Consider the following 24,700-nt stretch of genomic DNA (forward strand, 5'->3'; position numbering starts at 1 on the left):
TCATTATCTGTATTGTGATTTGATACGGAGTTCGCATGAGCTGATGGGCTTGCAACGGGAACCGATTGTTGGATGATGTTTTGCTCGTGAACCGATTGTGAACCATTGTCTGTATTGTTATTTGATACGGAGTTCGCATGAACTGATGTGCTTGCAACAGGCACCGATTGTTGGGTGATGCTATGCTCGTGAACCGATTGTGAACCGTTATTTGTATTGTTATTTGATACGGAGTTCGCATGAACTGATGTGCTTGCAACAGGCACCGATTGTTGGGTGATGCTATGCTCGTGAACCGATTGTGAACCGTTATTTGTATTGTTATTAGATACAGGGTTCGCATGGGCTGATGGGCTTGCAACGGGAACCGATTGTTGGATGATGTTTTGCTCGTGAACCGATTGTGAACCATTGTCTGTATTGTTATTTGATACGGAGTTCGCATGAGCTGATGTGCTTGCAACGGGTACCGATTGTTGGGTGATGCTTTGCTCGTGAACCGATTGTGAACCGTTATCTTTGGTATAAATATCATCAAAAAAATGGCTTGCTTTGGCGGGGCTTTTTACCCTTTTTTCTGGCAGTTTTCTTTCCTGAGTATATAATTCGAACGCTCCCTTTTTTATAGCCATCAGATAGCCTCTAGCTCGTTAGTTAGCAAAAGATCTACGAAGCTAAGTTCGTTGTTATTAACTCTACCCCATAATTCAGATATCAGATGGTAGTATTCTTCTGCCTGAGAGGAGCCAAGAGCGTATTCTAATATGGTTTGTTTGGACATTAGAGCTTCTTCCCATTTTACAGATTTACGTATTGGTGTAGTAATCATATAGTCTACATAACGACTCAGATACGTTGCATTTATTTGTTGACTAAGTGAGCTTCTTTCAAGTGCAGTACTAAACATGATTATTCCTTGGTCTGTTAGCTTCATAACATCTTGAAAGTCCCAAATGTTTTGCATATTAGTCGAAGAAGCATTATACGCAAGAAGACTGCATCCTAATGGCATAACAACTGATGATGAAACCAAAATGGAATTTTCTACGAGGTGATTCCATGTGGGGCTGTTATCAAAGATGATGACATCATATTTAGAGAGAAGCGGTATTAATTTATCTTGGAAGATATATTCACGACGTTTTTCAAAAGACATCCACTTATTTAATTTAACTAAATCGTGTGTTTCGGGTATAAAGTCGAGTGTGGGTAAAGACGTTGGGCGAATGATTTCTTCTAATGGTGTATTTTCAACGAAAAAATGAAATAAGCCTTTTCCTTGTTCAAAATCATCAAGCCTATTAAGTTCTTGTTGAGGAATTATTATATCTGAAACAGAACACTCAGGATCTAATCCTATTAATATAGTCTTTATACCATTAAGTGCTAGAGTCCGTGCCTCATTATAGCTGGAAGTCGTTTTATACACTCCTCCTTTTTGCATATACTTACATAATATTTTTTGTTGTGCGGGTGGCTTTAAAAAACCAAATCTTTTTCCGATTTCAGGGAGTTGTTCTAATTCCCATACTCTAGTTGAAACCTTCCCCCGGGCTTCTCTTTTTGCTATTGGTATTTCGCCTCGATCTTCAGCATTATATAATGTTTGAACAGATTTAAAGCGGTTATCCATTTTAAATAATTTACGTATGTCTGAGTTAGTCCAGCTTGTTTGTTCCATTATTTATGCCTTGTATGTTTTTTTGTTTTTATACAGTTAATACATACAATTACATACTCATTTATGTAGGTCAATGATAAAGTAGTTAAAACATATAAAAAAAATTTTATATATGTAAAAAGCGTTTTTGTGTGCCTATTGTGAACCATTAAACATCCCTGATTGTGAACCAATTGTGAACCTATACTAAGGAACTATTTGGCCTGAATGTTGAATTACATTTGATGCATATTTAATTTGGTTGTGAACCATTAAGCATCTTTTGTTGTGAACTAATTGTGAACCAATTGTAAATCGAACGGCATGGCTCAACATATTTTCTTTATCCAATTAAATAAAGGCCAATATCATAATTTGGTGAACCGTTTGTGAACCATTGCTCGTGATTGCCTCGTGTTAATTGTGAACCATTTAAACGACAAGTACGTGAACCGTTTGTGAACCATTATTGGTGGGAAATATAAAATACATTTAGGTAAATTTCTTGGTGATATGTGAACCAATAGTGAACCATTTTACAAGCATTTATGTGAACCAATTGTGAACCAATAAAACATAAAAAAATGCTATATTTCAATTGGTTATATAAAAAAAAGGAGTTGACGGGTTAAATAATAAACGATAACTTTCTATTATTGATTTAAAAAAGGCAAAAAAAAAGCCCGTTGACGCGGGCTTTCCGGTTAACGCTAAAGTATAACCTGAACAAATATATCTTAGCGTTAAGTAATTGATTAGTCAACAATTAGCTACCGCTAAGGATATTACACGCATGCAAGAAAGTGCGTTAGTGATGGATTGCATTGATTTCATAAAGAAATCAACAGAAACAAGCTACAGCGCTCGAAGGGCAGGGGTGGTGCGTCAGGGCAACTGGTGCGGCCATGATCCTGAGTCCCCGCGTTTTTTTCAAAAGCCACAGGAACATAAGGAACGCCCCAAAATAATTACCTGGGCAATTGATGCCTGGCGGCGTTACTATGGGCTACCCACATCCTATTTTAAAGAAATCCGTATGCGCCGCAATTCAACACGCCAGCAGCGCTCGGAGGCACGTGAAGCTCTGGCAAGTATTGCTCAGGTCTTATTACATTACACGGAACTGGCAAGCCTTAGGGTGGGTGTACCTCATGCAAGTGAAGGCTTTCGCTCCCTTACTATCGAATTTCTTGCTGATAAGGCAGGAATTGGTTTAAAGCGAGCACAACGCGCTATTAAATTACTGGTTCGTGCAGGCTATTTAAAAATGATCGAGCGTTTTGATGTCAAACTAGAGGAAGGCAAAGAGCGCTTTATTGGTCTTGCTGCAGTAAAATGCCTAACACCCGCTTTTTTTAAGGCATGCAACATTAATCTTCAGGCACTGTCTGCACAGCGCGCTCTAGCGCGTAAACGGCTTAATAAGAAGCGAAGCACCTTTATTGCCAATGCTCAGGAGTCTCAGGCTGCCGCACGGAACATTCTTGATTTTATTGCTCCAAAAGGGAACTCTAAAACCCATATTGATGCAATGAAAGACATGCTGAAGTCGGAGCAGAAAACCGAAGAGCGAGCTCGCGAAAAGGAACGCAGACGGCGCGAATCCCTTCTACGCCGTCACAAATTGCAGGAATAGGGCGCTGCAACCTACCTTAATACTTTTACCTTTGTTTATCAGAGATGACCCTCTAACCCCACTCTTTACCCGCAATACCAGTAAAATGTCTCACAACCCCTAATTTTTTTTCATTATCTATAATTAGAGCAGGAAAAAGCCTTTATTCCCTGCAAAACATGTGAATTACATGCAATAAATCCCCATCCCCAATATAACCGACTGTATCTTTTTTGTCACAATGAAATTTAAGTGTCTTATAGAATAGCTTTTAAGTGTCCGCTCTTACTTATAGTCCCATTTAAACCTTCTTGAATATTATCCACAGAACATTACTGTGGATAATTAATAATAAGGAATTCGCTACGCTCATCAATCATTTAAACTTATTAATTATTAAAAAGAATTGGCCTATGGCCAATAATCAAATAAAAAAACAAACAAAGCAATAATTAAAGATCGATTGCCTCATCACCCATCACTCAATCGCAATAAAAGATAACTCCGCATTTTATTAAGAACAATGACTACTCACTCGCAAGCTCGCTCCGTTCCTCATTGTTCTTAATAAAATACTCCGTTATTTTTATTTTTGCGACTGAGCGATGAATGACGAGGCACAAATCTAAATCTTTCTTTTAACCTGCTTTAAATGAATTCGCTTCGCTCATAACTATTAAATGCTCCTAAGCTCCAAAATCAAAGGCAGGTGAGCAAAATATGAACATGCTCTTATCCACACTTTTAGGGGATAACCATGTGAATAGATTGAATTAAGGCAATACCTATAAGGACTTAAGAACAAGGCGAAAGAGTACTCAATGAGAGCAATAGTAAAATGAAATAGTAATTAACTAATTCATTAGAACGCTCTTGTTAAGATTAAAAGTTAAACATGACCCTTTTTTACCAAGATCACGGCCGGGGAGCTAATTGATAAAAGAAATGTATCAACAGATGGTAAATACAAAATGGTGAAAAAGCAAAATTAAAAACAACTAATGTATCAACTATTGATAAATTCAATGGCTATCAATAAACTGCCCTTAATAATTAATTGAGCGTTATAAACTATGGCTAATAAAAAACGCAAAGTATCCCTGGATGATTATGTATCCTGTTATCACTATTTTGAACGTGCCATTCAAAATAATCGATTTATGAGTGAAGAGACGAACAATTCAGTGAGAATAAAGGCAATCCAAGCTTTTTCTGAACTCAAAAAGACAGCGCATGATGAAGAAACTGTACACCTGTTTCAATTATGGCTTGATGAATTCGTAGACTCTCAAGCTTTTAGTCGTTGTTATCGTGCTCTTAATCAAAAAAAATATCTGGTCGAGAAAACTCTGCGTACCATCACCATCAGTGATGAAGCGTATAACGCATTAAAAGACCTCGCACATCAAAAAAATATCAGTCTCTCACAAGCGATAGTGGATGGCTGTACCTCACTGCAAGACAAAAATAATGAATCAATCAGACCATTGATAAACACGAACACATTAAAACCTGGTAACATCAATCCAAAACCAACTAATTTATCAATCCCTGTGATAACACCAGTTGCCCAAGGCAACACCAATGTCATTTCCTTATTTGGTGATGAGCTTGATGAGTCATCTGACGATGAAGAGTCAGACACTGAGTTTGATTTCTTTGATTTTGAAGAAGTACGCGAATGGCCACGTAAACCCGAGGGCTATGATTTTAGAACCAATGAGTCCTATAAAAAATACCGCAAACATATTGAGCGTCTTACTATTAAAAAACCAGACGAAAAACTACTGGACACCTTTAATAAAACGATTAATTATTACCTCACCGAAGACAATTGCCACCAGATTGGACCACATCTGCTTTTAATCCGTCAGGAACTCTTAAATCAAAAGCTCTTTTCTCAAAAATTTAATCCAGAACTCTTTGCCATCAGTAACGGGTTTAACTTAGGCAATCTGACTATGGATGATTACGCAGATGAACTGATTTTTCTTTTAGGATACATCTTTGGCTGCACCACGGCCTCCATAACCGCAGGAAATAGAAAACCGACCGTGTTTGCAGGTCACCCAAACCACGTTCAGCTGGCCTACAAAACCTTTCATTACCTTGATGCCTTCTTGAACGATGAAGTGAAGTCCTTTGCCGCACGGTGTCATAAAAACACCAAAAGAAAAAATCGAACTACCCGTGCAAAATGGCATGGATGCCACCTGGTCGGAGTGATGCTGAACGCTATTATCGATGATGAAGAAGACTATATGTTGTTACCCCAATCAGAATATGAACAATTATCTCAATATTCCTTTAAAAAAGTGCATGAATATTTTGATGAAAACGAACCGCTTGGTGGTTGGTGGGATCCAAAAAAACATCCATTCAGATAATCTAAAGCCTGCAATATCATCAATAAAAGAGAGTCACTAAAAAAAGAATGACTGAGCACAATTTATTCGATAGAATGATCAAGATTTAACCGTTCGAAGGAAAAGCGCTCGGTTGATTGTTGTTTCAAACCAAATTAAGGAAACGTGGTAATGAGTAACATTCTGAATATTAAAAATCAATTTTCCCCCTCAATGAGCAACCTTAAGACCTTATTTTCAGGGTTTTTATATGGTGCCTCAAAAACCGAAGATACACCTCAATCCAATACGTAAAAAAGGTACTGGTAATTAACTCAATAATTAAGAGGTTATCCGTCACCCTGCTTATCTTAAGGTTAACCTAATCATCAGGTGACACCATTTCGATTTAAAAAAAAGTGGATGACCCATTCGTTGTAAGGAAGAATCATGTCGTATCAAAAAGTGGAACTTGAGTTGGATTCTGATATCCATCAATCAGAACAGATGGAGCAGGACACGCTCGCTCAGAAAACAAAAAAAGATAAAGAGCGTTTTGAGAAAATTGTAACGACTCAAAATAAAATACAGAAAATTAAGGTAGATCTGAATCAACTGATTCAATCAATGAATATCAATCCTAGTTGGCTTTCTCGTGCTGCAAGTACATGGCACGAAATCCCTTTGTGGCAAAAAATTACCGCAGGTGCAGTGCTCACCATACCTCTTTTGATGATTGGACTCATGGCAAATCTTGCAGCCCTTATTACGCTTAGTATTGTTACTGGAATTATTTATGCGGTAAGTCACATCCTTCTTGAAAATCATCAAAACCAAAACACAAACAACACCGAACATTTAAACGCAGGAATTTCAAGTCTTGTTGACCTGTTGGACACGGTTATTTCAACTTTAGAACTCTTACGCGAACAACTAGCCCTTGAAATCGATGCATTCCAGAAAGAAAATGCGCGCCTAACCCAAAATGTGGATCAATTTTGTGAGCAGATTAACACACTAAAATCAGAAATCAGTAAGCTGACTGATACCGAAAAGGCACTACGTGCAACTCAGATTGAACTCGAATTGACTGCCAAAACGCTTAAAGGCTCTATTGAGGAACAGTCTCAGGTTTTAGACGAAACTCAAAAAAAATTAAAACAGGTTGCTCAGGAGTATCAAGACAATCAAAATAAGTTGGCTGATAAAATTACAGAACTTGATGCAGTGAAAGAACAAATGAGTAAAGAGGTTGACCAGGCACAAACACTTGCCCTTGTTCTGAGAAGCACCGTTGAAGCTCTATCAAAAACGGTCATAGCAGATGAAGAGCAACGTACCTCATTTCAATTAAGACTCAATGAATTTCTAAATAATAAAGAAAAGAGCTTTGATCAGGTAGCGGAGCGAATTTGTGAGGCGGAAAGCAAACTCACACTGGTTACAAAACAATTAGAAGAAAGTAATCAGAGGTATCGCAAGCTTTTGGACAGGCAGGAACAACAGATTATTCGCCTGGAACAAATTGATGTGGATCAACCCGAAGAGGTTCAGGAATCGTTTGATGGTGTAAAGCCAAGCGTCAATGGGTTTTATGCAATAAAAAAAGAACCTCCATTTTTTCCTGCTTCTACCCATAGGACTCCGATGGTTGCTGTAGTATAACCGGTGCTTTTTTTGCAATTATTTTGAACTAAAACGAGTAAACCAATATGGAAATAAGAACAGTAGCTTTTGAATCTGAGTTAATTATTACGTTGGAGAACAATCAAAAGGTGGTGATTACCCCTTTTAAAACCCATGAACCTGGAAATTTCAAACTGGGAATTGATGCGCCTAAACAGGTGACGGTGAACAGGAAGGAAATTTATTTAAGAAAACAGGAACAATTCAAGAAAGAGAATACATCAACTGACTCCTAATGGTTATTGTCATAGCGAGATGAGTGGATTTTTATTAGCATTTGTTCTGGAAATAATAAGGCTTGATGGTTTCATAAAGCAGGTCGTTAAGGTGGTGTATCACTCGATGAATTAAAATATCATGGGTATCGGTGAATTGATGGGCGATTACATCACTGACTGCATCAGTTGTTTGTTCTTCTTTGGTCAGGATTAACAGTAGATGCTCTGGTTGTGTGGAAAGAAATTCCTTAATTAGCGGGCGAAGCAGTTCTTGCCTCACCTCTTTTTTGGATAAATAAATTAAACACTCGCGTTCGAGCGCATGAAACAATTTTTTATTCATGGAGTATTCCTTTGCAGCCATCCCTCAATATAGGTGATGGTTTCTTCTATAGTACTTACTGCCTGATGATAGAGTATATCAAATAATTCACGTTGCCCTGTTTTCCAGTAGCGCTCAACATACTGACAGGCGTATTTCATACGGATGGTTCCTACATAAACCGCGCCACCTTTTATTTTATGGGCGGTTTTTTCAACCAGTGGATAATCAAGAGCCTTGAAGGCATTTTTCATACGTTCCAAATCAGCAGGAAGTTCCTGAGTCATTAAGGTTAACAATTCTTTTAACATCTCATGAGTTGCACAGTTCTTCAATGCTTCTTCACTGTTTAAGATAGGGAACTGGTTTAATTGAAACATTTCATCATCACTGTCAGGCAAGTCTTTTCTTGTTTTGGATGATTCAATTTCTGGAGTTTCATAACGCTCTGGAATAAACGATTTAAGAATATCTATGGCATGTGCCTGAGTCAGTGGCTTGGTTAAAACGGCATCCATTCCGGCTTCAATGCAGCGTTGTTTGCTCTCATCTGCTGCATGAGCTGTTAGCGCAATAATAGGTATATGACGCGTGTTGTCTATTTGGCTGCGAATATGATGGGTTACTTCATAGCCATCCATGCCTGTGCCTAGGCCAATATCCATGAAGATTAAGTCATAGTGATTTTGTTCACAAAAGGCAATGGCATCAGCCCCGTTGGATGCAACATCCACTCGGCACTCCATGGCGTTAAGAATGGATTTTGCTACTGTTTGAGCAATGAAGTTATCTTCTACTACCAGCACAGTACTTTTTGCTTTATTTTCTGATGCGAGGGGAACTGATTGGTGTTGATGAGTTAAGGGTGATAATGGCAGATAGGGTTGTTCTGTTTTTAAAGCGGCAGTGTTATCAACTCCTGAGTCGTCATCAAGTAGTGGTTCAAGTAAGGGGATAAGACAGGTAAAAACAGTTCCTTTGTGCGGTTCGCTGTCGACGTAAATTTCGCCCGCCAATTCATCTACAAATTGTTTTACTACATAAAGTCCCAGACCAGAACCTTTATAAATTCCCTGATAAGAAGGGGTCAGCCGTTTAAATTGCAGATAAATTTCCTGTTGTTTGTCTTTAGGAATACCTATACCTGAATCACTGACAATCATTCTAAGCACTAGATGGCGCTGTTTTTGTTTTGCGAGCTCTATTTTGATTGTCACATAACCCCTATCAGTAAAGTTAAGCGCGTTTCCTATTAGTTCAAGAGCGATACGGTGCACCCGGATTTTATCCCCTATGACGTATTTGGGTAGTTTTTTATCTACTGATAACGATAAATTCAATTTTTTTTCTTGTGCTTTAGCAGAATATAGACAGACAACCTGCTCTAAGGTATGGTTTAAGTTAAATTTTCTTTTAAGCTTTGGAATATCACCTGAGCTGACTTTTACCGCTTCAAGTACTTCATCCATCAAATCAAGTAATGCATGACTTGAGGCTACCAGATTATCTGCATATTCTTTAATACGAGGTTCATTGGATTCGGTTTTCAGAATCTCGGAAAATCCTACTATTCCTGATAGAGGGGTTCTGATGTCATGGCGCATGTTTGCAAGAAACTCTGTTTTTGCCTGGTTTGCTGCTTGAGCCTTATCTTTTTCTTTGATTAATTGTTTTTGTTTTTTCTTTATCAACGTTTCTGCTTTCTTTCTTTCGGTGATGTCAATTGATATTCCAATGATGCCTACAATTTTATTGTTGTTATCATATAAAATGGTTTTTTTGGTATGGAATACTATTTTTTTTGATGAGGCGGTTAGCGGGGTTTCTTCTCCTTCAAAAATACCGTTTTTAAGAACACTGCGATCTATGGCTTCTAATTTATCAGCAATTTGCCACCAGGGCATATCACAATCTTTCTTTCCTATTAAATCAGCTCTATTTTTAAAACCGCTCATGCGAACCATATATTGGTTACAGCCTAAATAGCGACCATGCGTATCTTTCCAGAAGATACTGGCCTCTATGGTATCAATGATTAAATACAGATAGTCATCATCAAAGCTCATTCCCAAACACTACTCCATCAGGTATCGTGTGTGTATGAACGAATAGTTCGATATATCCTTGGTTTAAGGCAACAAACTCATTCTTTCTATGATCAGTATAGAGATAATTTATGAATTGTGGTGTCTGATGATAAGAAAATAGGGATGATGGTGTATTAAGAATCGATGGCGTGTCCATGAATAGAGGCATTTCATTCAGTATGTATTGAACCGCAATATTGTTATTGGCGCGATGACTGTCTTTAACGGCATGGCCATTTAACACCCATCCTGTGCATTGGTCGCATTCCTTTTGAAACTCAGGATTTTCATTGTACAGCGCGTAACATGCCTTCTTTAACTCTAGATAGGCTTGATTGTTCTCTAAATAATCCATATCAATAATGAGTTTATTGGCATCGATGTCGTCTAATTGGCACTGTACTAAAGCGCGTGCTACTTTGTTCTTCAGATAGGCGGCCTGTTTCTTAGCCTTCTTTTTTGCGTTTAACTCATCATACCCCAGCGCTAAAAAAGTATATATTGGCAAAGTGTCCGGGATGAATACATGAAATGATGAAAATGTGGTGTGTGCCCATTGAATCCAGTCGCCTATCATTTCTTCGGAGAAGTAGCTGTTAAAAGGGCTGATTCCTAATAAGACATGTTCTTTTTGCTGGTATAGCGTAGCACTTAATGAAGTGATGAGGTGAGGGGTTACGATTACATTCCTATTGTCCATTCATGACTCACTAGTTGAATAAAGTGCATCATTATATACAAATAAACCACAGTGGTCAAAAATAGCCCTATTTTATCTGGTTTTGATAGCCTAAATAAACGAAGATTTTCAGCGATGACCGTCTGTGAATAAGGAATAATAAACATTCATTTTCTAATATGCAAAAAAATGGATTCATTTTTCCTATTAAGTTTTTTAATAAAAAATATTGTTTCTGATTTTATTATCAGCCTTTACTTTTGTTCCGGGATGTGGCTATAGGTTATTGTTTTTCGATAGGGATGAAGATTTTTTAATAAATTAAGCTGCATCTTGTTGTGCGTTCCAAGTCAGATAATTCATTGCACCATGCTCTTTTAGATAAATTAATGTGTTTAAATAGTTTGAGGTAAACCGGTTGACTTATACCCATGCAGGGTATATACCTATAAGGGTATAGGAGGACGTTATGATTCATCACGCAACCCACGAAAAAGAATTGCATCGCTTAAATCGTGCAATTGGCCAACTTGAAGGGATTAAGCGCATGATCGAAGACAAGCGCTATTGCATTGACATTCTGACACAAATTCGCGCAGCGCGTAGTGCTTTAAAAACCATTGAATTGAGTGTCTTAGATACCCACGTTAAGGGGTGTCTTGGTCATATTGCCACATTAAGTGATGAGGCGATACGTGACCAAAAGTTAAATGAAATTATTGCATTATTAAAAAAATACGACTAGGTGCATTATGAATAACCATCATCATAAAGGACATCACGCCACTGGCGCACACTCAGATTCATGCTGTCATAAACCCAACGTACCAAAAGATTCAGACAGAACGAAATCAAGTGGTTTTTATATTTGCCCGATGCATCCAGAGGTACGCCAAAACAAACCGGGTAATTGCCCTATTTGTGGTATGGCATTAGAGCCAGAAACAGTGGGTGTTGAAGAGAAAGTCAATACAGAGTACCTGGATATGAGACGGCGTTTTTGGATAGCCCTTATCCTGACTTTGCCCTTGTTTTTCTTGGAGATGGGCGGTCATTTTCTAAGACATACCCTTCCTTCTGGGTTAGCAATCTGGTTGCAGCTCATGCTTGCGACTCCTGTCGTTTTATGGTGCGGATGGCCTTTTTTTCAACGAGGTTACCAGTCACTTAAAACACATCAACTCAATATGTTTACCTTAATTGCTATGGGCATTGGTGTGTCTTGGGCTTATAGCATGGTGGCGACCTTAGTTCCTGCTCTGTTTCCAGCCGCATTTAAAAATGCAGAGGGTTTCGTTGCCGTCTATTTTGAAGCCGCTGCAGTGATTACCACTTTAGTTTTGCTCGGTCAAGTTCTGGAATTAAAAGCACGGGAGCAAACAGGAAGTGCGATTCGCGCTTTATTGAGTCTCGCTCCAGAACGTGCACACCGCATTGGAACAGACGGCCTTGAAGAAGAAGTCTCCCTGGATAAAGTCCAAGTTGGTGATTTATTGCGCGTGCGACCCGGTGAAAAAGTACCGGTAGATGGTGAAGTAAAGGAGGGGCAAAGTTATATCGATGAGTCGATGGTGACGGGTGAGCCCATGCCTGTGAGCAAAGAGGTGGGTGCCAAAGTCATCGGTGCTACGATAAATCAAACGGGAAGCTTTGTCATGAAAGCCTTGCATGTGGGCAGTGATACCATGCTCTCCCGCATTGTGCAGATGGTGAGTGATGCCCAACGAAGCCGTGCGCCTATTGCGCGTTTGGCGGACAAAGTATCGAGCTGGTTTGTACCGGTTGTTCTTTTAATTGCGGTTTTAGCGTTTATCGTATGGGCATTAGTAGGACCACAACCCTCACTTAGTTATGGCTTAATTGCGGCAGTATCGGTTCTTATTATTGCCTGCCCCTGTGCTCTGGGCTTGGCAACACCCATGTCGGTTATGATTGGGGTAGGGCAGGGGGCTCGCGCGGGTGTTTTGATTAAAAATGCCCAAGCCTTGGAAGAGATGGAGAAAGTCAATGTGCTGGTTGTGGATAAAACAGGAACATTAACGCAAGGGCGACCTGTACTCACTCGCATTGTGACTGATGAAGCATTCAATGAGAACGAAGTACTGACAATGGCTGCTTCGGTCGAACATCAAAGCGAACACCCACTGGCCCAGGCAATTGTCGCAGGCGCAAAAAAACAGCACTTGTCTTTTACCGGTGTCGTGCAATTTAATGCCCCTACGGGCAAAGGCGTTACAGGTGTTGTGGATGGTCATCAAGTGGCCATAGGTTCTCTTCGATTCATGCAAGAGTCTGTCGTCAAGGATAATTCTGAACTCATAAAAAAAGCCGATGAGACGCGTGCTCAGGGTGCAACGGTTGTGTTTGTGGCAGTGGATGGGGTAATGGCTGGAATTTTGGTCGTGGAAGATCCCATTAAATTAAATAGCCGAATGGTTATTAGTGAACTTCATCGAAGTGGGATAGATGTCTACATGCTCACTGGAGACAGTAAAAAAACAGCCTTAAGCGTGGCAAACACACTGGGCATCACAAATGTGATTGCAGAAGTGATGCCTGAAGAGAAGAGCCGGCATGTGCGTGAATTAAAAAACAAAGGGTTTGTGGTGGCCATGGCCGGCGACGGAGTCAACGATGCTCCAGCACTTTCTGAGGCAGATATTGGTATTGCGATGGGAACAGGAACTGATGTTGCCATAGAAAGTGCCGGGATTACTTTATTACATGGTGATTTAGAGGGAATTCTTAAAGCACGTCATTTATCGGCAGCAACTATGCGAAATATTCGTGAGAATTTATTTTTTGCTTTTATTTATAATGGATTAGGTGTTCCCTTGGCGGCCGGGGTATTATATCCAATGACAGGATTACTGTTAAGTCCAATTATTGCAGCGGCCGCAATGTCGTTGAGTTCCGTTTCAGTAATTGGTAATGCACTGCGATTACGCAGTCTTAAATTAAACATTCGAAGTGAAACAAAATGATGAAAAAAGAGAGTGCTTTACGCACAGGGATCATTTTAATAATCGTGTTTTTAATAAAGCCCACCCTTGTGTGGGCGAAGTCCGAGGAACTTACGTTAAAACAAGTGACGCAAATGGCATTACATGCAAACCGTGATTTAAAGGCTGCGCGTTTCAATGTATCGATAGCAGAAGCACGTCTGGTTCAGGCAGGACTCTGGTCCAATCCCAGCCTTAATCTTAACAACAATGATGACAGAATCTTTAATAATGAAGGTGAGTACTCACGTTCCGCAGGCTTTACACAAGCCTTTCCGATTTCAGGACGTATTGCCCGACAGAAAAAGGTAGCGCGCGTTGATGTAGCCAAAGCTATGGCTGAAATCAGAGAGGCAGAGCGTCAGTTATCTGCCAATGTGGCCAATGCGTTTTATAGTTTAGTGGTTACACAAGGGCGATTAAAACAACAAAACTATTTACTTGGTTTGAACCGAAACTTAGTTGCGGTCACTAAAAACCGCTACCAGGTAGCAGAAGTTTCCGAAGTGGATAGCAATACCGCTCAGCTTGAATATCAGCGCATCCATCAGGAAAGGCACTTATTAGAAAGTACTAAAATCGCACAAGTAGCCTTGCTTAATCAACTATTAGGACGACCTGCTAATGCGCCTTTAAATTTAGATTTAAATCCCCCAAAAACTAATTCCTGGCCAAACGTGAATACCCTTATAGCGATTGCCTTAAAAAACAGACCCGATCGCCAGGCATTGCTCTTAACGATTCATCGTTCCCGTGCAAATGTCCAGTTGGCTCGTGCTGAGCGTTTTGCTGATTGGACAGTGGGCTTGGGCGTTCAGCAAGATAAAATTGTGGTTGAAGGCGGCGCTCCTCAACCGGCCGACCGCACATTAGGGGTGAGCCTGTCGGTTCCCATACCCTTGCTCAACCAAAATCAAGGGCTGATTGCTGAAGCAAGCGCCACAGGAACACAAGCCATTCTGGCCTTGCGTGCCTTAAATTTAACCATTGAAACACAGGTGAGTAGTCAATTAGCACAATTAAAGCTTTTGCAGCATACGATAGAGCAGACTCAAAAACAGTCCTTACCTCTAACGTTAAAAAACGTGCAATTAGCCAATACGGCTTATAAAAATGGACAATTGTCATTATTGAACTTAGTTCAAGTTCAAAGGCAACAAAATGACGTGCAATTGGCTTATCTCACTAATCTTGAAAAGTACTTGCAGAGCTATGTGGGATTGTGTACGGCGATTGGAACATCTACAGAGGTAAAACCTTGCAACTATTTATCTTAAAAAGGAACGGACATGACACGAGTTGTTCTAAGTACATTGGGAGTTGGAGCGCTTTTAATGACTTTGTTGCTTGGCAGTAGTGCTCTGCTTTGGGCTCATGGGGATGAAATTGAGGTCAGTGAGGCAGGAGCTAAAGGACCTGTAGCGCTTACCAAGGCACAAACTGACCTGTTGGCTATCAAGGTTGCTGAGGCGACTAACCGCCCGATGGCACAATTACTTAATTTGAACGGACAAATTCAAGTTTGGCCAGATGCCCAATCCGATGTCAGTGTTCGTATTAGTGGGGCTATTAGTGCGATTGATGTGAATTTAGGGGATAAAGTTACGGTGGGTCAACGTTTGGCCATAGTACAATCACGCCTCATTGGTAATCCTCCACCCAGTGTCGTGGTAAAAGCACCCATTGCCGGCGTGATTGATGCACGAAATGTCAATCTAGGACAAGCCGTTGAGCCGAATACTGTTTTATTTCATATCAGTAATCGTGACCAGTTACTGGTAGTCGCACAAGTCTATGAAGAAGACATAGAAAAAATTAAAACAGGACAAGCCGTTACGATTCATCCTTTAAGTTATCCAAAAAAAACCTTCCCTGGGAACGTGTTGCTTATGGAGCCTAATCTTGATGCGTTAACACGTACTGCGAATGTGCGCATTAGTCTTGCCAATCCGCAGGGTCTTTTAAAGCCGGGAATGTTTGTGCGTGCGAGTGTAGTACTAAGCCGCAACGAAACCGCTTTGACCATCCCCAATGAGGCTTTGTTACAAGCCGATAATCAGTATTTTGTTTTTGTACGCAATGGAATGACTTATGACCGTGTTGTAGTTCGTGAAGGTGCCAGTGATGATGAATACACGGAAATTCTTGAAGGTTTAGTTCCGGGAGATGAGGTGGTTATCCAGGGAAATCGAGAGCTCTATACGATGTGGCTCAGTGGAAGTGGCAAACCTAAGGGAAGCACTGAGGAGAGTCATTAATGTTTACACGCCTCATTGCTTGGTCATTGCATAATCGCCCCTTGGTTTTAGCGCTTACCCTAATTCTTTGTATATTAGGTGGTTATACTTTAAAGCAAATGCCGGTCGATGTGTTTCCAGAGTTTGCGCCGCCGCAGGTGGTGGTACAAACACAAGCTCCAGGTATGGCAACACAAGATGTGGAAACCTTAATCACTTATCCTTTGGAAAGTGCGATTAATGGCACTCCTGGAGTTGCGAGCGTGCGGTCTAAAACTTCAGTAGGACTTTCTACGATTACAGTGGTCTTTGATGACCAAACCGATATTTATCGTAATAGGCAGTTAGTTAATGAGCGCATTCAACAGGCTACGAGTGCCTTACCACCAGGAGTTAGGCCGCCAGTTATGTTGCCAGTAACCTCTGCTGTGGGGTGGTTGGTAAAGTATGCCTTAGTCAGCAAAACAGAAAGCCTTGAGACCCTGCGTACTTTGTCGGATTGGACAATTCGCCCTCGTATTCTAGCTCTTGGTGGTGTGGCATCTGTTGTATCCATTGGCGGGGAAGTCAAGCAATATCAGGTGCGCCTTATTCCTGAACGGATGCTCGCCTATCGCATTAGTGTTGAAGAGGTACGTAAAGCACTGACTACAGCCAACCAAAACGTACCTGGTGCTTTTTTACATCAAGCAGGAACAGAGCTTGTTGTTGGTACTTTGGGGCGTATTCAAACGCTTGAGGACATTAAAAAAACGCTGATTACCGTGCGTAATGGCGTACCAATCACTATTAATAATATTGCAACCGTTGCTTTTGGCGGTGAAATAAAACGCGGTGATGGGGCTTACAATACAGAAAAAGGAGTGGTTGGCACCATTTCTAAAGCCTATGGCGCGGACACGGTGACTACTACTGCAAAAGTTGAAAAGGCACTGTCTGATATTAAAGCGTCTTTGCCCAAAGGCGTTACCCTCATTACTGATGTATTTCGTCAAGCAAATTTCATTGAGTCGGCTATTCATAACTTAACGCGGGCATTGTTAGAAGGGGCCATCATTGTTATTGCCGTACTGTTTCTCTTTTTAATGAATTGGCGTGCTTCATTTATAACCTTTTTGTCGATGCCTGTCTCGTTTGTTTTTGGCATTATGGTGCTGCATTTTTTCGGTATTGGTATTAATTCGATGACTTTAGGTGGGATGGCGATAGCGATTGGTGAGGTGGTGGATGATGGCATTATCACGGTTGAAAACGTGGTACATCGCTTACGTATTAACCGACAGGAGAACAATCCGCTTCCTACTATTGAGGTGGTTTTTGATGCAGTATTAGAAATTCGAAGCTCGGTCGTGTATGCCACAGTTATTATTAGTCTTGTTTTTTTACCTATTTTCTTTTTGTCAGGTATTGCTGAGCGAATTTTTAGCCCCTTAGCTATTGCCTATATTGCCTCTGTTTTAGGCTCTTTAGTGGTTTCCATTACCATGGTTCCCGCGCTGTGTTATTTGCTTTTGGTCCGCAGCTCAGAGAAAAAAGAGGATGAAGGCGTCAGTTTACATGCATTATCGCAAACGGAGCGTCATTATGAGGTGGCAACGCAAGTACAATCCCATGAGCAGGAAACGCGTTTTGTGATTTGGCTCAAGCGCCATTTTCTAGTTGCTTTGGAGTGGGCTGTAGGACATTGTAAGGCGGTCGTTTTGATGTCATTGGCGGCCTTTGTTTTTGCTTTAGCATTGTTACCTTTCTTTGGCACCTCTTTTTTGCCTGAGTTTCATGAAGGAAATTTTATTGTGGCGATGAGTACGTTACCAGGTACCTCTCTTGATGAATCGATGCGCTTAGGAGAGCAAGTGCAAAAAGCCTTACTTCGCTACCCCCAAGTCATCTCAATCTCCCAACGTGCAGGCCGTAGTGAACTTGATGAAGATGCCTTGCCCCCGAATGTCAGTGAATTTGATGTGCGCCTTGATTTTGATAAGGATGAATCGATGCCGCCCGATGAGTTATTACGTCGCATACGTCAAGATTTAGCTAATATTCCAGGGGCAGTATTTAATGTGGGCCAATTTATTGCGCACCGGATGGATGAGGTGCTCTCTGGAGTCAGAGCCCAGGTGGCGGTTAAAATTTTTGGTGATAATCTAACCACCCTAAATGAATTAGGGCAGTCGCTAGAAAGAGTACTGAAAACTGTTCCAGGAGTAGTAGACGTAAATAAAGAACAACAAATTAAAGTGCCGCAACTGGTGATTCAGCTTGACCGCGAAAAAGCAGCGCGTTACGGGGTTAATGTAGGACAAATTTCGGAAGACATCCAAGTCCTATTAAATGGGGTCAGTGTGTCCAGTGTTTTGGAGGGGCAGCGTACTTTTGATTTATACCTACGAATGGAGGCACAAGAGCGCGACAGCGTGAAGGCCATTCAAAACATGCTCATTGATGCCCACGGTACGGGCGAAAATACCGTGAATCAAATCCCATTACGCGCGGTAGCGGATATCAGTGTACAACCACAACCCTTTGCTATTAATCGTGAAAACGTACAACGTTTATTAGTCATTGGTTTTAATGTGCAGGGACGTGACTTAGGAAGTGTCATTGGTGATGTTCAGCAGGAAGTTCAGGAAAAAATTAAATTGCCAGCAGGATATTTCATTCAATACGGTGGGCAGTTTGAGAGTCAACAACAGGCATCACGTGTCATTTTAATCTTTGGTGGCTTGGTTATTTTTGTGATGCTAATACTGCTGCATAAAGCCTTTGGAACTTTACGTGAAGCGTTATTGGTGATGTTCAATTTACCACTTGCTTTGATTGGTGGAGTCATTTCCTTATTCTTAGCCAGTGGAGAGATGAGTGTTGCCGCGATGATTGGCTTTATTACGTTATTTGGAATTGCTGCCCGAAATGGAATTATCTTGGTTAGTCATTACAATCAATTGCGCTTACAAGGCAAAACACGCAATGAGGTAGTTATCCATGGAACCCTTGACCGATTAGTTCCTGTTTTAATGACAGCAGCCACTGCTGCATTGGGTTTATTCCCCTTATTGTGGGGCTCTCCTGCGGGCAAAGAATTGGAGCGACCTTTAGCACAAGTGCTTTTGGGAGGATTATTTACCTCCACGGTATTGAACATGTTTGTTGTGCCTACGGTGTACAATGCCATCGAATACTGGCGTGAACAAAGACAATCGCTTAATCAAACCAAAGAAGGAGCTTAAGATGAGACGTATGATGACTGGTACAATGTATGTGGCAAAAAAAATGATGCATGCTGCGCTGTTGTTCTGCTTATTAAGTCCCGCACTTTACGCGCATGGCGATGAAAAGGCTCAAGAAAAACCTACAACCATTCCAGCAATTTGGCAGGCTGTCGATAAAGAACTATCAGGTATCAATGAAGCAATTACCAACAATCGATTAGGGGAAATACATCATCATGCTTTTGCTATTAATGATCTAATGAGTAGTTTACTGCCTTTAAGCCAGTCTCTACCACAAGAGCAACTGGTAATGGTCAAAAAACAAATGGGCTACATTGATGAGTTGGCAAAGCGTTTGGATAAAACAGGCGATGCAAACGATAAAGACGGTTCACTTGCAAACTTTGCAAAAATGCAAAAAATCATAGCTCAGATTCGTGTTCAGTACAGTGCTGAACTTAAAAAAAATCAATGAAATAGTTTTTTTAAAGGATGATTATGTTTAATACATCATTAAAGCGCCTCATTGCAGGTGGTATTCTAGTTGCGTGTGCGGGGGCTGTTTTAGCTAAAGCGCCCGTACAATCGACTGTGTTGCTTATCAAAAAATACCCGATTACGATAGACGGTAAAGAAACACAACTCTTTCGTATCGAGCAGCCCGATGGCACCTGGGGTTATCATGGCATTGAGGGAGATTTTTTTGACGCCGTGGTAAAAAACACCACGGACAAACCTACGGTAATTCACTGGCATGGTCTTATTGTCCCAAACAATCAGGATGGGGTTCCTTATGTAACACAGGAGCCTATTCCTCCAGGTGGTGAATATCATTATCGGTTCAAGCTCAAGCAATCAGGAACATACTGGATGCATTCGCATCATGATCTACAGGTACAACAATTTCTCTCTGCACCGTTTATCATTAACGAACCGCAAGAAGACAAAACAACGAAACAAGTCACGTTATTTATTGGCGATTTCAGCTACAAGTCTCCAGAGGTTATTTTTTCTGAGTTAAAAAAAGGAAACATGGCGCATTCTGGAGCTCATATGAATCATAACACCATGGCCAACATGGATTCGATGAAAATGGATAAACCTGTCGCTGATTTAAATGATGTGACTTATGATGCGTTTCTTACCAATTATCATACGCTACAAAATCCAGAAATTGTTTCTGTAATCCCGGGACAAATTGTTCGGCTTCGTCTGATTGCAGGTTCTGCAATGACTAATTTTTTTGTTAATACGGGAACTTTGGAAGCTCAAGCGATTGCTGCTGATGGGCAAAAAATAATACCTTTTAATGGAAATGAGTTTCAATTGGCTGTTGGACAGCGTATGGATGTGTTAGTCACTATTCCGAAACAAGGGGGTACCTATCCTATTCTTGCTCAAGGAGAGGGCACATCAATGCAGACCGGATTAATTCTGACGACAGATAGAACCAAAATAAACACGTTATCAGAAACAACAAAGAATACAGCAGGTGCTTTAAACTATGATCAGGAATTTAAGCTTCATGCACTTGCACCCCTTAAGAAAATGAAACCAGGTCAGACATTGACGGTCAATTTGGAAGGGACAATGAAGCCTTATTCCTGGACTATAAACAAACAAGCCTGGCCTGAGATTAAGCCATTGCTTGTTGCTCCCAATAAACGAATCGAGATGGTATTTGTCAATAAAACCCCGATGGCGCATCCCATGCATTTACATGGACACGTGTTTCAAGTGACTGAAATTGATGGAAAGCAATTAGCAAATGGAGCGATGAGAGATACTGTTTTGGTCCTACCTAAGTCTACGGTTAAAGTTCAATTTGATAGTGATAATCCCGGAAATTGGATGATGCATTGTCACATGCTCTATCATCAAGAAAGCGGCATGATGACCATTATGAATTACCCAGGGGTTAAAATGCCCACATTGATAATGAAGCATCAACAATAGCCCTTTGCATCGATGCTGCAAAAGGGCTATTTTAACTAGGCCATTTTTTCACAGGCTTCAGCACACTGGTAACACGCTTTTGCGCAGCGTTGACAGTGCTCCATGTGCTGATGCTTACTGCATTCATCACCACAAGCGCGACAAATCTTGGCGCATAGGGCACAAATTTCTTTGGCAAAAGGTGAATTACGTGCCATCATTTCAATCGCTAAGGCACATATCGAGGCGCAATCCCTATCCAACGAAATACAACGAGCCAAGTCGTTACAATCTTCCTCATGCAGGCATACGTTTGCACAATGTTCGCATTCCAATAAACAGACTTGGCATGCTTTGATGCACATGTCATACTGTTGATGTGTCATATCAATCTCCCTTTTTAGGTTGTCCATACCATTCGTTACGCCAAGCTTTTAATTGTTCTATTTCTTTCTCTTGAGCGTTAATAATTTGTTGCGCCATGGCTTTAAGTTCCGGGTGAGTCGCATTGTTCAACGCGTTTTTAGCCATCATGAGAGCAGCCTCATGATGAGGAATCATTAAATCAATGAAGCGTTTATCGTACTGATTGTCTTTATTACCTAGTTTATCCATCATCATGTGATCCATAGCGGCTTGGCATTTGGTCATTGAACCTGAGGGGTTCGTCATGCAATCACATGGTTTGTTTGCCCAAAGTGAGATGGGAAGCATTAAAATAATTCCAATACTACTGGCGATAACTATTTTTCGAAACATAAGCTCTCCTTGCGATTTAAAGTATCATTATTTATCTTCCAACACTAAAATATAGACTAGGGATAGTAATTTGTAATTAGTGGAAAACCTTATTTGCGGCTTAACTGATCATGGTTTTTATTTGGACACAGGTTAAGATATATTAATAATGTCTGCATATGTTATCCTGCATAAAGGCTAATTTAAGGAAAATACATCATGAAGATGAGTTTTAAAAAAATTACTTTTTTGTTAGGGCTTTTATTAATCAGTTGTCATTTGATGTCTTGCGTGGAACGCTCTTCTAAGGCGCCTCAAAATGAGGAGTATCAAGGAGGTTTTGGCGGTGATGGCGGTCATATTCACGAACCAGAAGAATAGCCAAAGAGGTTATTACCCAAACTAAAATGATATTTTTTTATTGGATGTCTATGGTTACTTATCCGGCTCTGTGGGCTTTTTTTTCTTCCAAGTAAACATTAAACATCAATAAATTTAAAATTATTTCTTCCTTCCGATTTTGCGATATATAGCGCTTTATCGGCTTGTTTAATAAGGATGCTTAGGTCATCCCCATCTTTGGGATAAATGCTGATACCGATACTGGCCGTAATTGAAATCTTATGTGGCTTTATTTTTATTGGTTTTGCTATGGTATTTAGAATTTTTTTGGCAACTTCAACGACTTGATCTGAACTAGGGAGTTCAGTGAGGGCTATTATAAACTCATCACCGCCTTGACGAATGAGGATATCGGTTGCACGGACGGTTGTTTTTAATCGAGATCCTATCTCTAGAAGTAAGAGATCCCCGATGTCATGCCCCAATGAATCATTGATCTCTTTAAAATGGTCTAAGTCCATGAACAAAATGGCCATCTGGTTTTGGTGTCGTTTTGCATAGGACAAGGCAAGTTCAAATGATGCATCCAATTGCTTTCTATTTCCCAATCCGGTCAAAACATCATGATATGCAATGTATTTTAGTTCTCCTTCTGCTTGTTTTTGGGCATCAATATTTTGAATTTGCGCAATAAAATAGAGGGGTTGGTTTTCGGCATTTCGTATTAAAGAGCCACTGAGTAAAATCCAAATGACATGACCATTCTTTTGAATATAACGCTTTTCCATATGATAGAAACTAATAACACCTGCTAATAATTGTTGGACATAATTTAGATCCAGTTCTAAATCATCAGGATAAGTGATGGTCTGAAAATCTAAATTTAATAATTCTTCTTCAGTGTAACCAACGATTTGGCAAAGAGACTGATTTACTTTGAGCCATCTTCCTTCTAATGAAACTATTGCCATCCCATTCGCAGCAGAATCAAACGCAGAACGAAAACGAGATTCACTTTCCTCCAAAATCGAATTGTTAGCCACTAATCTATCTACTAAATCTAAATTTTCATAACGTAATTTAAAATTGGTATTAAGCAGCTTATTTCCCATCCAGGAGACCATAATTACAAAACAGAAGTAAATCAGTAAAGCTATTCCAAGTAAAAAATAGGTTGAGGCACTTTGTAGGAATAACCATATACTTAAGGGTAGAAGGATTAAAATAAAAAAAAGGATGCTTGCAATCATATTCGGCTGAAGAGTATGCAGTCCCCCAGATACAACACCTATGCTAATGATGATGACCATCATTTGAGATAACAGGTTATTAGGTGGCATGAGCATTGAGCCCGATATTCCCCAAAGTGCCCCATAAATAATTGCTAGACCTATTAAAAATTTTAAATAATATTCAGTTGGTAAAGGATGGTTGCGATTAATAATAAATACACTACCGTGTAAAACAATAGTGAATATTGCGGTCATAAACCACATCAAAAGGTATGTGTGATTTACTTCGTTATCCAGTCCAACAAAGACTATTAAGAAACAAAAAAAATGAGCTGGAATGCTAAAAAATAAGTTATCATTGAGCAGCGCTATTCGATCCGCATCTATTTTTTTAGTCACTTCTCTTTGATTCCAGGTTTTTCATGGGTATGTTAAAATCTCTTAGAAATTGTTTTGTCAATTAAGACAAATCTGTTTTCATAAGTAGATAGCCAATTCACTTACTATATGCTAGTTAATTCTTTGTAAAATATGAGTATATTAGTAAGTGACTTCATATTCCAATAATTGATTGGTTCATATCGCATTAAATACTGTTTTTCGAGACTAAAATAGAATAAGGCTGATCAAAGGTATTTAAGTATTAAAAACCCATATCAATTTAAAATATCGCAATTCCTTAAATGCTTTATTTGCAATAATATTACTTGTTTTTTTCTTGACGGAATATTTGAATTTTACAATAGGGGTTTCGGGAAGGAAATTACCATTTTATGCTGTGGCATATTATGTGAATAATTATTTTATCAATTTTTAGAGAGTTATAATGGTTAAATTTAAGACCTTACAATGAAAAGCTTAAATTCCGCGTATGTGTTATGTGAATAATCAACCCCTGCGTTAACATAGTAGTTTGCTTCACATAATACAGTGAAAAAGGTCATAATTATTCATATATGTCTACTTATGCGAATAATTTTCAGGGCAAAAACAGGCGTTTTTAGGTGGAAATCTGATTTTTAGGGTTAGATAAAAGATCTGTTAATTCATTGGGTTAGAGCAAGACAGCATAAAATGGTAAATTGCTTACCTAAACCACCTATATGGTTTTTACGAACTATTTAATATTAAGAGAAGCATTAGTGACGATTAGGCAAATCGAGGACATTATTTCAACTTCTTTTGCCTGCCTTTTTGTCCTTTACCTACTTTAAACATAATATTTGCACTTTCAGGTAATGTTCCAAACCACTTGTTTGTATAGCGCTGAAATGAACAAAATAATCTTCACTACTGCTTTCATTAAACCATTTTAATTTTCCACGAATTTTATCTGTCATTTGGGTTCCTAGTCATTTAATGAATCTAATTTAGTTTTATGCGGGATGTTACA

20 protein-coding genes and 1 pseudogene are annotated in these 24,700 nt (G+C 39.8%); 12 read left to right on the forward strand and 9 right to left on the reverse strand.

Features of this window, described 5'->3' with window-relative positions; genetic code table 11:
- A partial coding sequence (locus tag Lery_RS10815) for a hypothetical protein (RefSeq protein WP_202814038.1) occupies positions 1-632 on the reverse strand: 632 nt, incomplete at its 3' end.
- A complete protein-coding gene (locus tag Lery_RS10820) occupies positions 632-1,681 on the reverse strand; it encodes a ParA family protein (RefSeq protein WP_058527280.1) in 1,050 nt (349 codons plus the stop codon). The genes Lery_RS10820 and Lery_RS10815, both read right to left, overlap by 1 nt.
- Positions 1,682-2,453: 772 nt before the next feature.
- Between Lery_RS10820 and Lery_RS10825 the strand changes: the two genes are divergently transcribed.
- The 4 genes from Lery_RS10825 to Lery_RS10840 all read left to right on the forward strand — a co-directional run bounded on the left by Lery_RS10825 (position 2,454) and on the right by Lery_RS10840 (position 7,542).
- A complete protein-coding gene (locus tag Lery_RS10825) occupies positions 2,454-3,296 on the forward strand; it encodes a hypothetical protein (protein ID WP_058527281.1) in 843 nt (280 codons plus the stop codon).
- A gap of 1,052 nt (positions 3,297-4,348) precedes the next feature.
- Positions 4,349-5,662, forward strand: a complete 1,314-nt coding sequence (locus tag Lery_RS10830; protein WP_058527282.1) for a DUF7168 domain-containing protein — start codon at positions 4,349-4,351, stop codon at positions 5,660-5,662.
- A 408-nt stretch (positions 5,663-6,070) separates the two neighbouring features.
- Positions 6,071-7,285 carry a LegC2/C7 family Dot/Icm T4SS effector gene (locus tag Lery_RS10835; RefSeq protein ID WP_058527283.1) on the forward strand — a complete coding sequence of 405 codons (1,215 nt, stop codon included), beginning with the start codon at positions 6,071-6,073 and terminating at the stop codon, positions 7,283-7,285.
- A 47-nt stretch (positions 7,286-7,332) separates the two neighbouring features.
- Positions 7,333-7,542: a carbon storage regulator gene (locus tag Lery_RS10840; protein WP_058527284.1), complete on the forward strand. Its 210-nt coding sequence runs from the start codon at positions 7,333-7,335 to the stop codon at positions 7,540-7,542.
- Between the two features lie 34 nt (positions 7,543-7,576).
- Here Lery_RS10840 and Lery_RS10845 read toward each other — a convergent pair whose 3' ends face one another.
- From Lery_RS10845 to Lery_RS10855, 3 genes are read right to left on the reverse strand one after another with little or no spacing between them, the layout of a single operon-like run.
- Positions 7,577-7,867, reverse strand: a complete 291-nt coding sequence (locus Lery_RS10845; RefSeq protein WP_058527285.1) for a hypothetical protein — start codon at positions 7,865-7,867, stop codon at positions 7,577-7,579.
- On the reverse strand, positions 7,864-9,912 hold the full coding sequence (locus tag Lery_RS10850) for a response regulator (protein ID WP_058527286.1): 2,049 nt from the start codon (positions 9,910-9,912) through the stop codon (positions 7,864-7,866). Before Lery_RS10850 ends, Lery_RS10845 begins: the two co-directional genes overlap by 4 nt.
- Positions 9,902-10,633, reverse strand: a complete 732-nt coding sequence (locus Lery_RS10855; RefSeq protein ID WP_058527287.1) for a tRNA-dependent cyclodipeptide synthase — start codon at positions 10,631-10,633, stop codon at positions 9,902-9,904. The genes Lery_RS10850 and Lery_RS10855 overlap by 11 nt, the downstream gene beginning before the upstream one ends.
- A 448-nt stretch (positions 10,634-11,081) precedes the next feature.
- Here Lery_RS10855 and Lery_RS10860 point away from each other — a divergent pair, with 448 nt between their 5' ends.
- From Lery_RS10860 to Lery_RS10890, 7 genes are read left to right on the forward strand one after another with little or no spacing between them, the layout of a single operon-like run.
- Positions 11,082-11,357 carry a metal-sensitive transcriptional regulator gene (locus Lery_RS10860; protein WP_082657196.1) on the forward strand — a complete coding sequence of 92 codons (276 nt, stop codon included), beginning with the start codon at positions 11,082-11,084 and terminating at the stop codon, positions 11,355-11,357.
- 7 nt (positions 11,358-11,364) lie between these two features.
- Complete coding sequence (locus Lery_RS10865) at positions 11,365-13,596, forward strand: copper-transporting P-type ATPase (RefSeq protein ID WP_058527288.1); 2,232 nt, start codon at positions 11,365-11,367, stop codon at positions 13,594-13,596.
- Entirely contained in the window at positions 13,596-14,891 is a 1,296-nt protein-coding gene (locus Lery_RS10870; protein ID WP_058527350.1) for a TolC family protein, read from the forward strand. The genes Lery_RS10865 and Lery_RS10870 overlap by 1 nt, the downstream gene beginning before the upstream one ends.
- Before the next feature lie 57 nt (positions 14,892-14,948).
- The gene (locus tag Lery_RS10875) at positions 14,949-15,872 is read left to right on the forward strand and encodes an efflux RND transporter periplasmic adaptor subunit (RefSeq protein WP_236619477.1); all 924 of its coding nucleotides are present in this window, start codon (positions 14,949-14,951) and stop codon (positions 15,870-15,872) included.
- Positions 15,872-19,078: an efflux RND transporter permease subunit gene (locus Lery_RS10880; protein ID WP_058527289.1), complete on the forward strand. Its 3,207-nt coding sequence runs from the start codon at positions 15,872-15,874 to the stop codon at positions 19,076-19,078. Before Lery_RS10875 ends, Lery_RS10880 begins: the two co-directional genes overlap by 1 nt.
- A gap of 1 nt (position 19,079) precedes the next feature.
- The gene (locus Lery_RS10885; RefSeq protein ID WP_058527290.1) at positions 19,080-19,535 is read left to right on the forward strand and encodes a hypothetical protein; all 456 of its coding nucleotides are present in this window, start codon (positions 19,080-19,082) and stop codon (positions 19,533-19,535) included.
- 23 nt (positions 19,536-19,558) lie between these two features.
- Complete coding sequence (locus Lery_RS10890; RefSeq protein WP_237759214.1) at positions 19,559-21,016, forward strand: multicopper oxidase family protein; 1,458 nt, start codon at positions 19,559-19,561, stop codon at positions 21,014-21,016.
- Between the two features lie 35 nt (positions 21,017-21,051).
- On the opposite strand, the gene Lery_RS10895 is transcribed toward Lery_RS10890, so the two are convergent.
- Together Lery_RS10895 and Lery_RS10900 are read right to left on the reverse strand one after the other, a co-directional pair.
- Entirely contained in the window at positions 21,052-21,381 is a 330-nt protein-coding gene (locus Lery_RS10895) for a four-helix bundle copper-binding protein (protein WP_058527292.1), read from the reverse strand.
- A gap of 1 nt (position 21,382) precedes the next feature.
- Positions 21,383-21,754, reverse strand: a complete 372-nt coding sequence (locus Lery_RS10900; RefSeq protein ID WP_058527293.1) for a DUF305 domain-containing protein — start codon at positions 21,752-21,754, stop codon at positions 21,383-21,385.
- A gap of 198 nt (positions 21,755-21,952) precedes the next feature.
- Here Lery_RS10900 and Lery_RS15480 point away from each other — a divergent pair, with 198 nt between their 5' ends.
- Positions 21,953-22,114 (forward strand): hypothetical protein, encoded by a 162-nt coding sequence (locus tag Lery_RS15480; protein WP_165481479.1) that lies wholly within the window; start codon positions 21,953-21,955, stop codon positions 22,112-22,114.
- A gap of 98 nt (positions 22,115-22,212) precedes the next feature.
- Here Lery_RS15480 and Lery_RS10905 read toward each other — a convergent pair whose 3' ends face one another.
- Together Lery_RS10905 and Lery_RS10910 are read right to left on the reverse strand one after the other, a co-directional pair.
- A complete protein-coding gene (locus Lery_RS10905; RefSeq protein WP_058527294.1) occupies positions 22,213-23,706 on the reverse strand; it encodes a GGDEF domain-containing protein in 1,494 nt (497 codons plus the stop codon).
- A gap of 768 nt (positions 23,707-24,474) precedes the next feature.
- Positions 24,475-24,647: pseudogene (locus tag Lery_RS10910) on the reverse strand (cold-shock protein).
- Between the last annotated feature and the right edge of the window lie 53 nt (positions 24,648-24,700).

The organism is Legionella erythra, assembly GCF_001467615.1.
Classification (GTDB): Bacteria; Pseudomonadota; Gammaproteobacteria; order Legionellales; family Legionellaceae; genus Legionella_C; species Legionella_C erythra.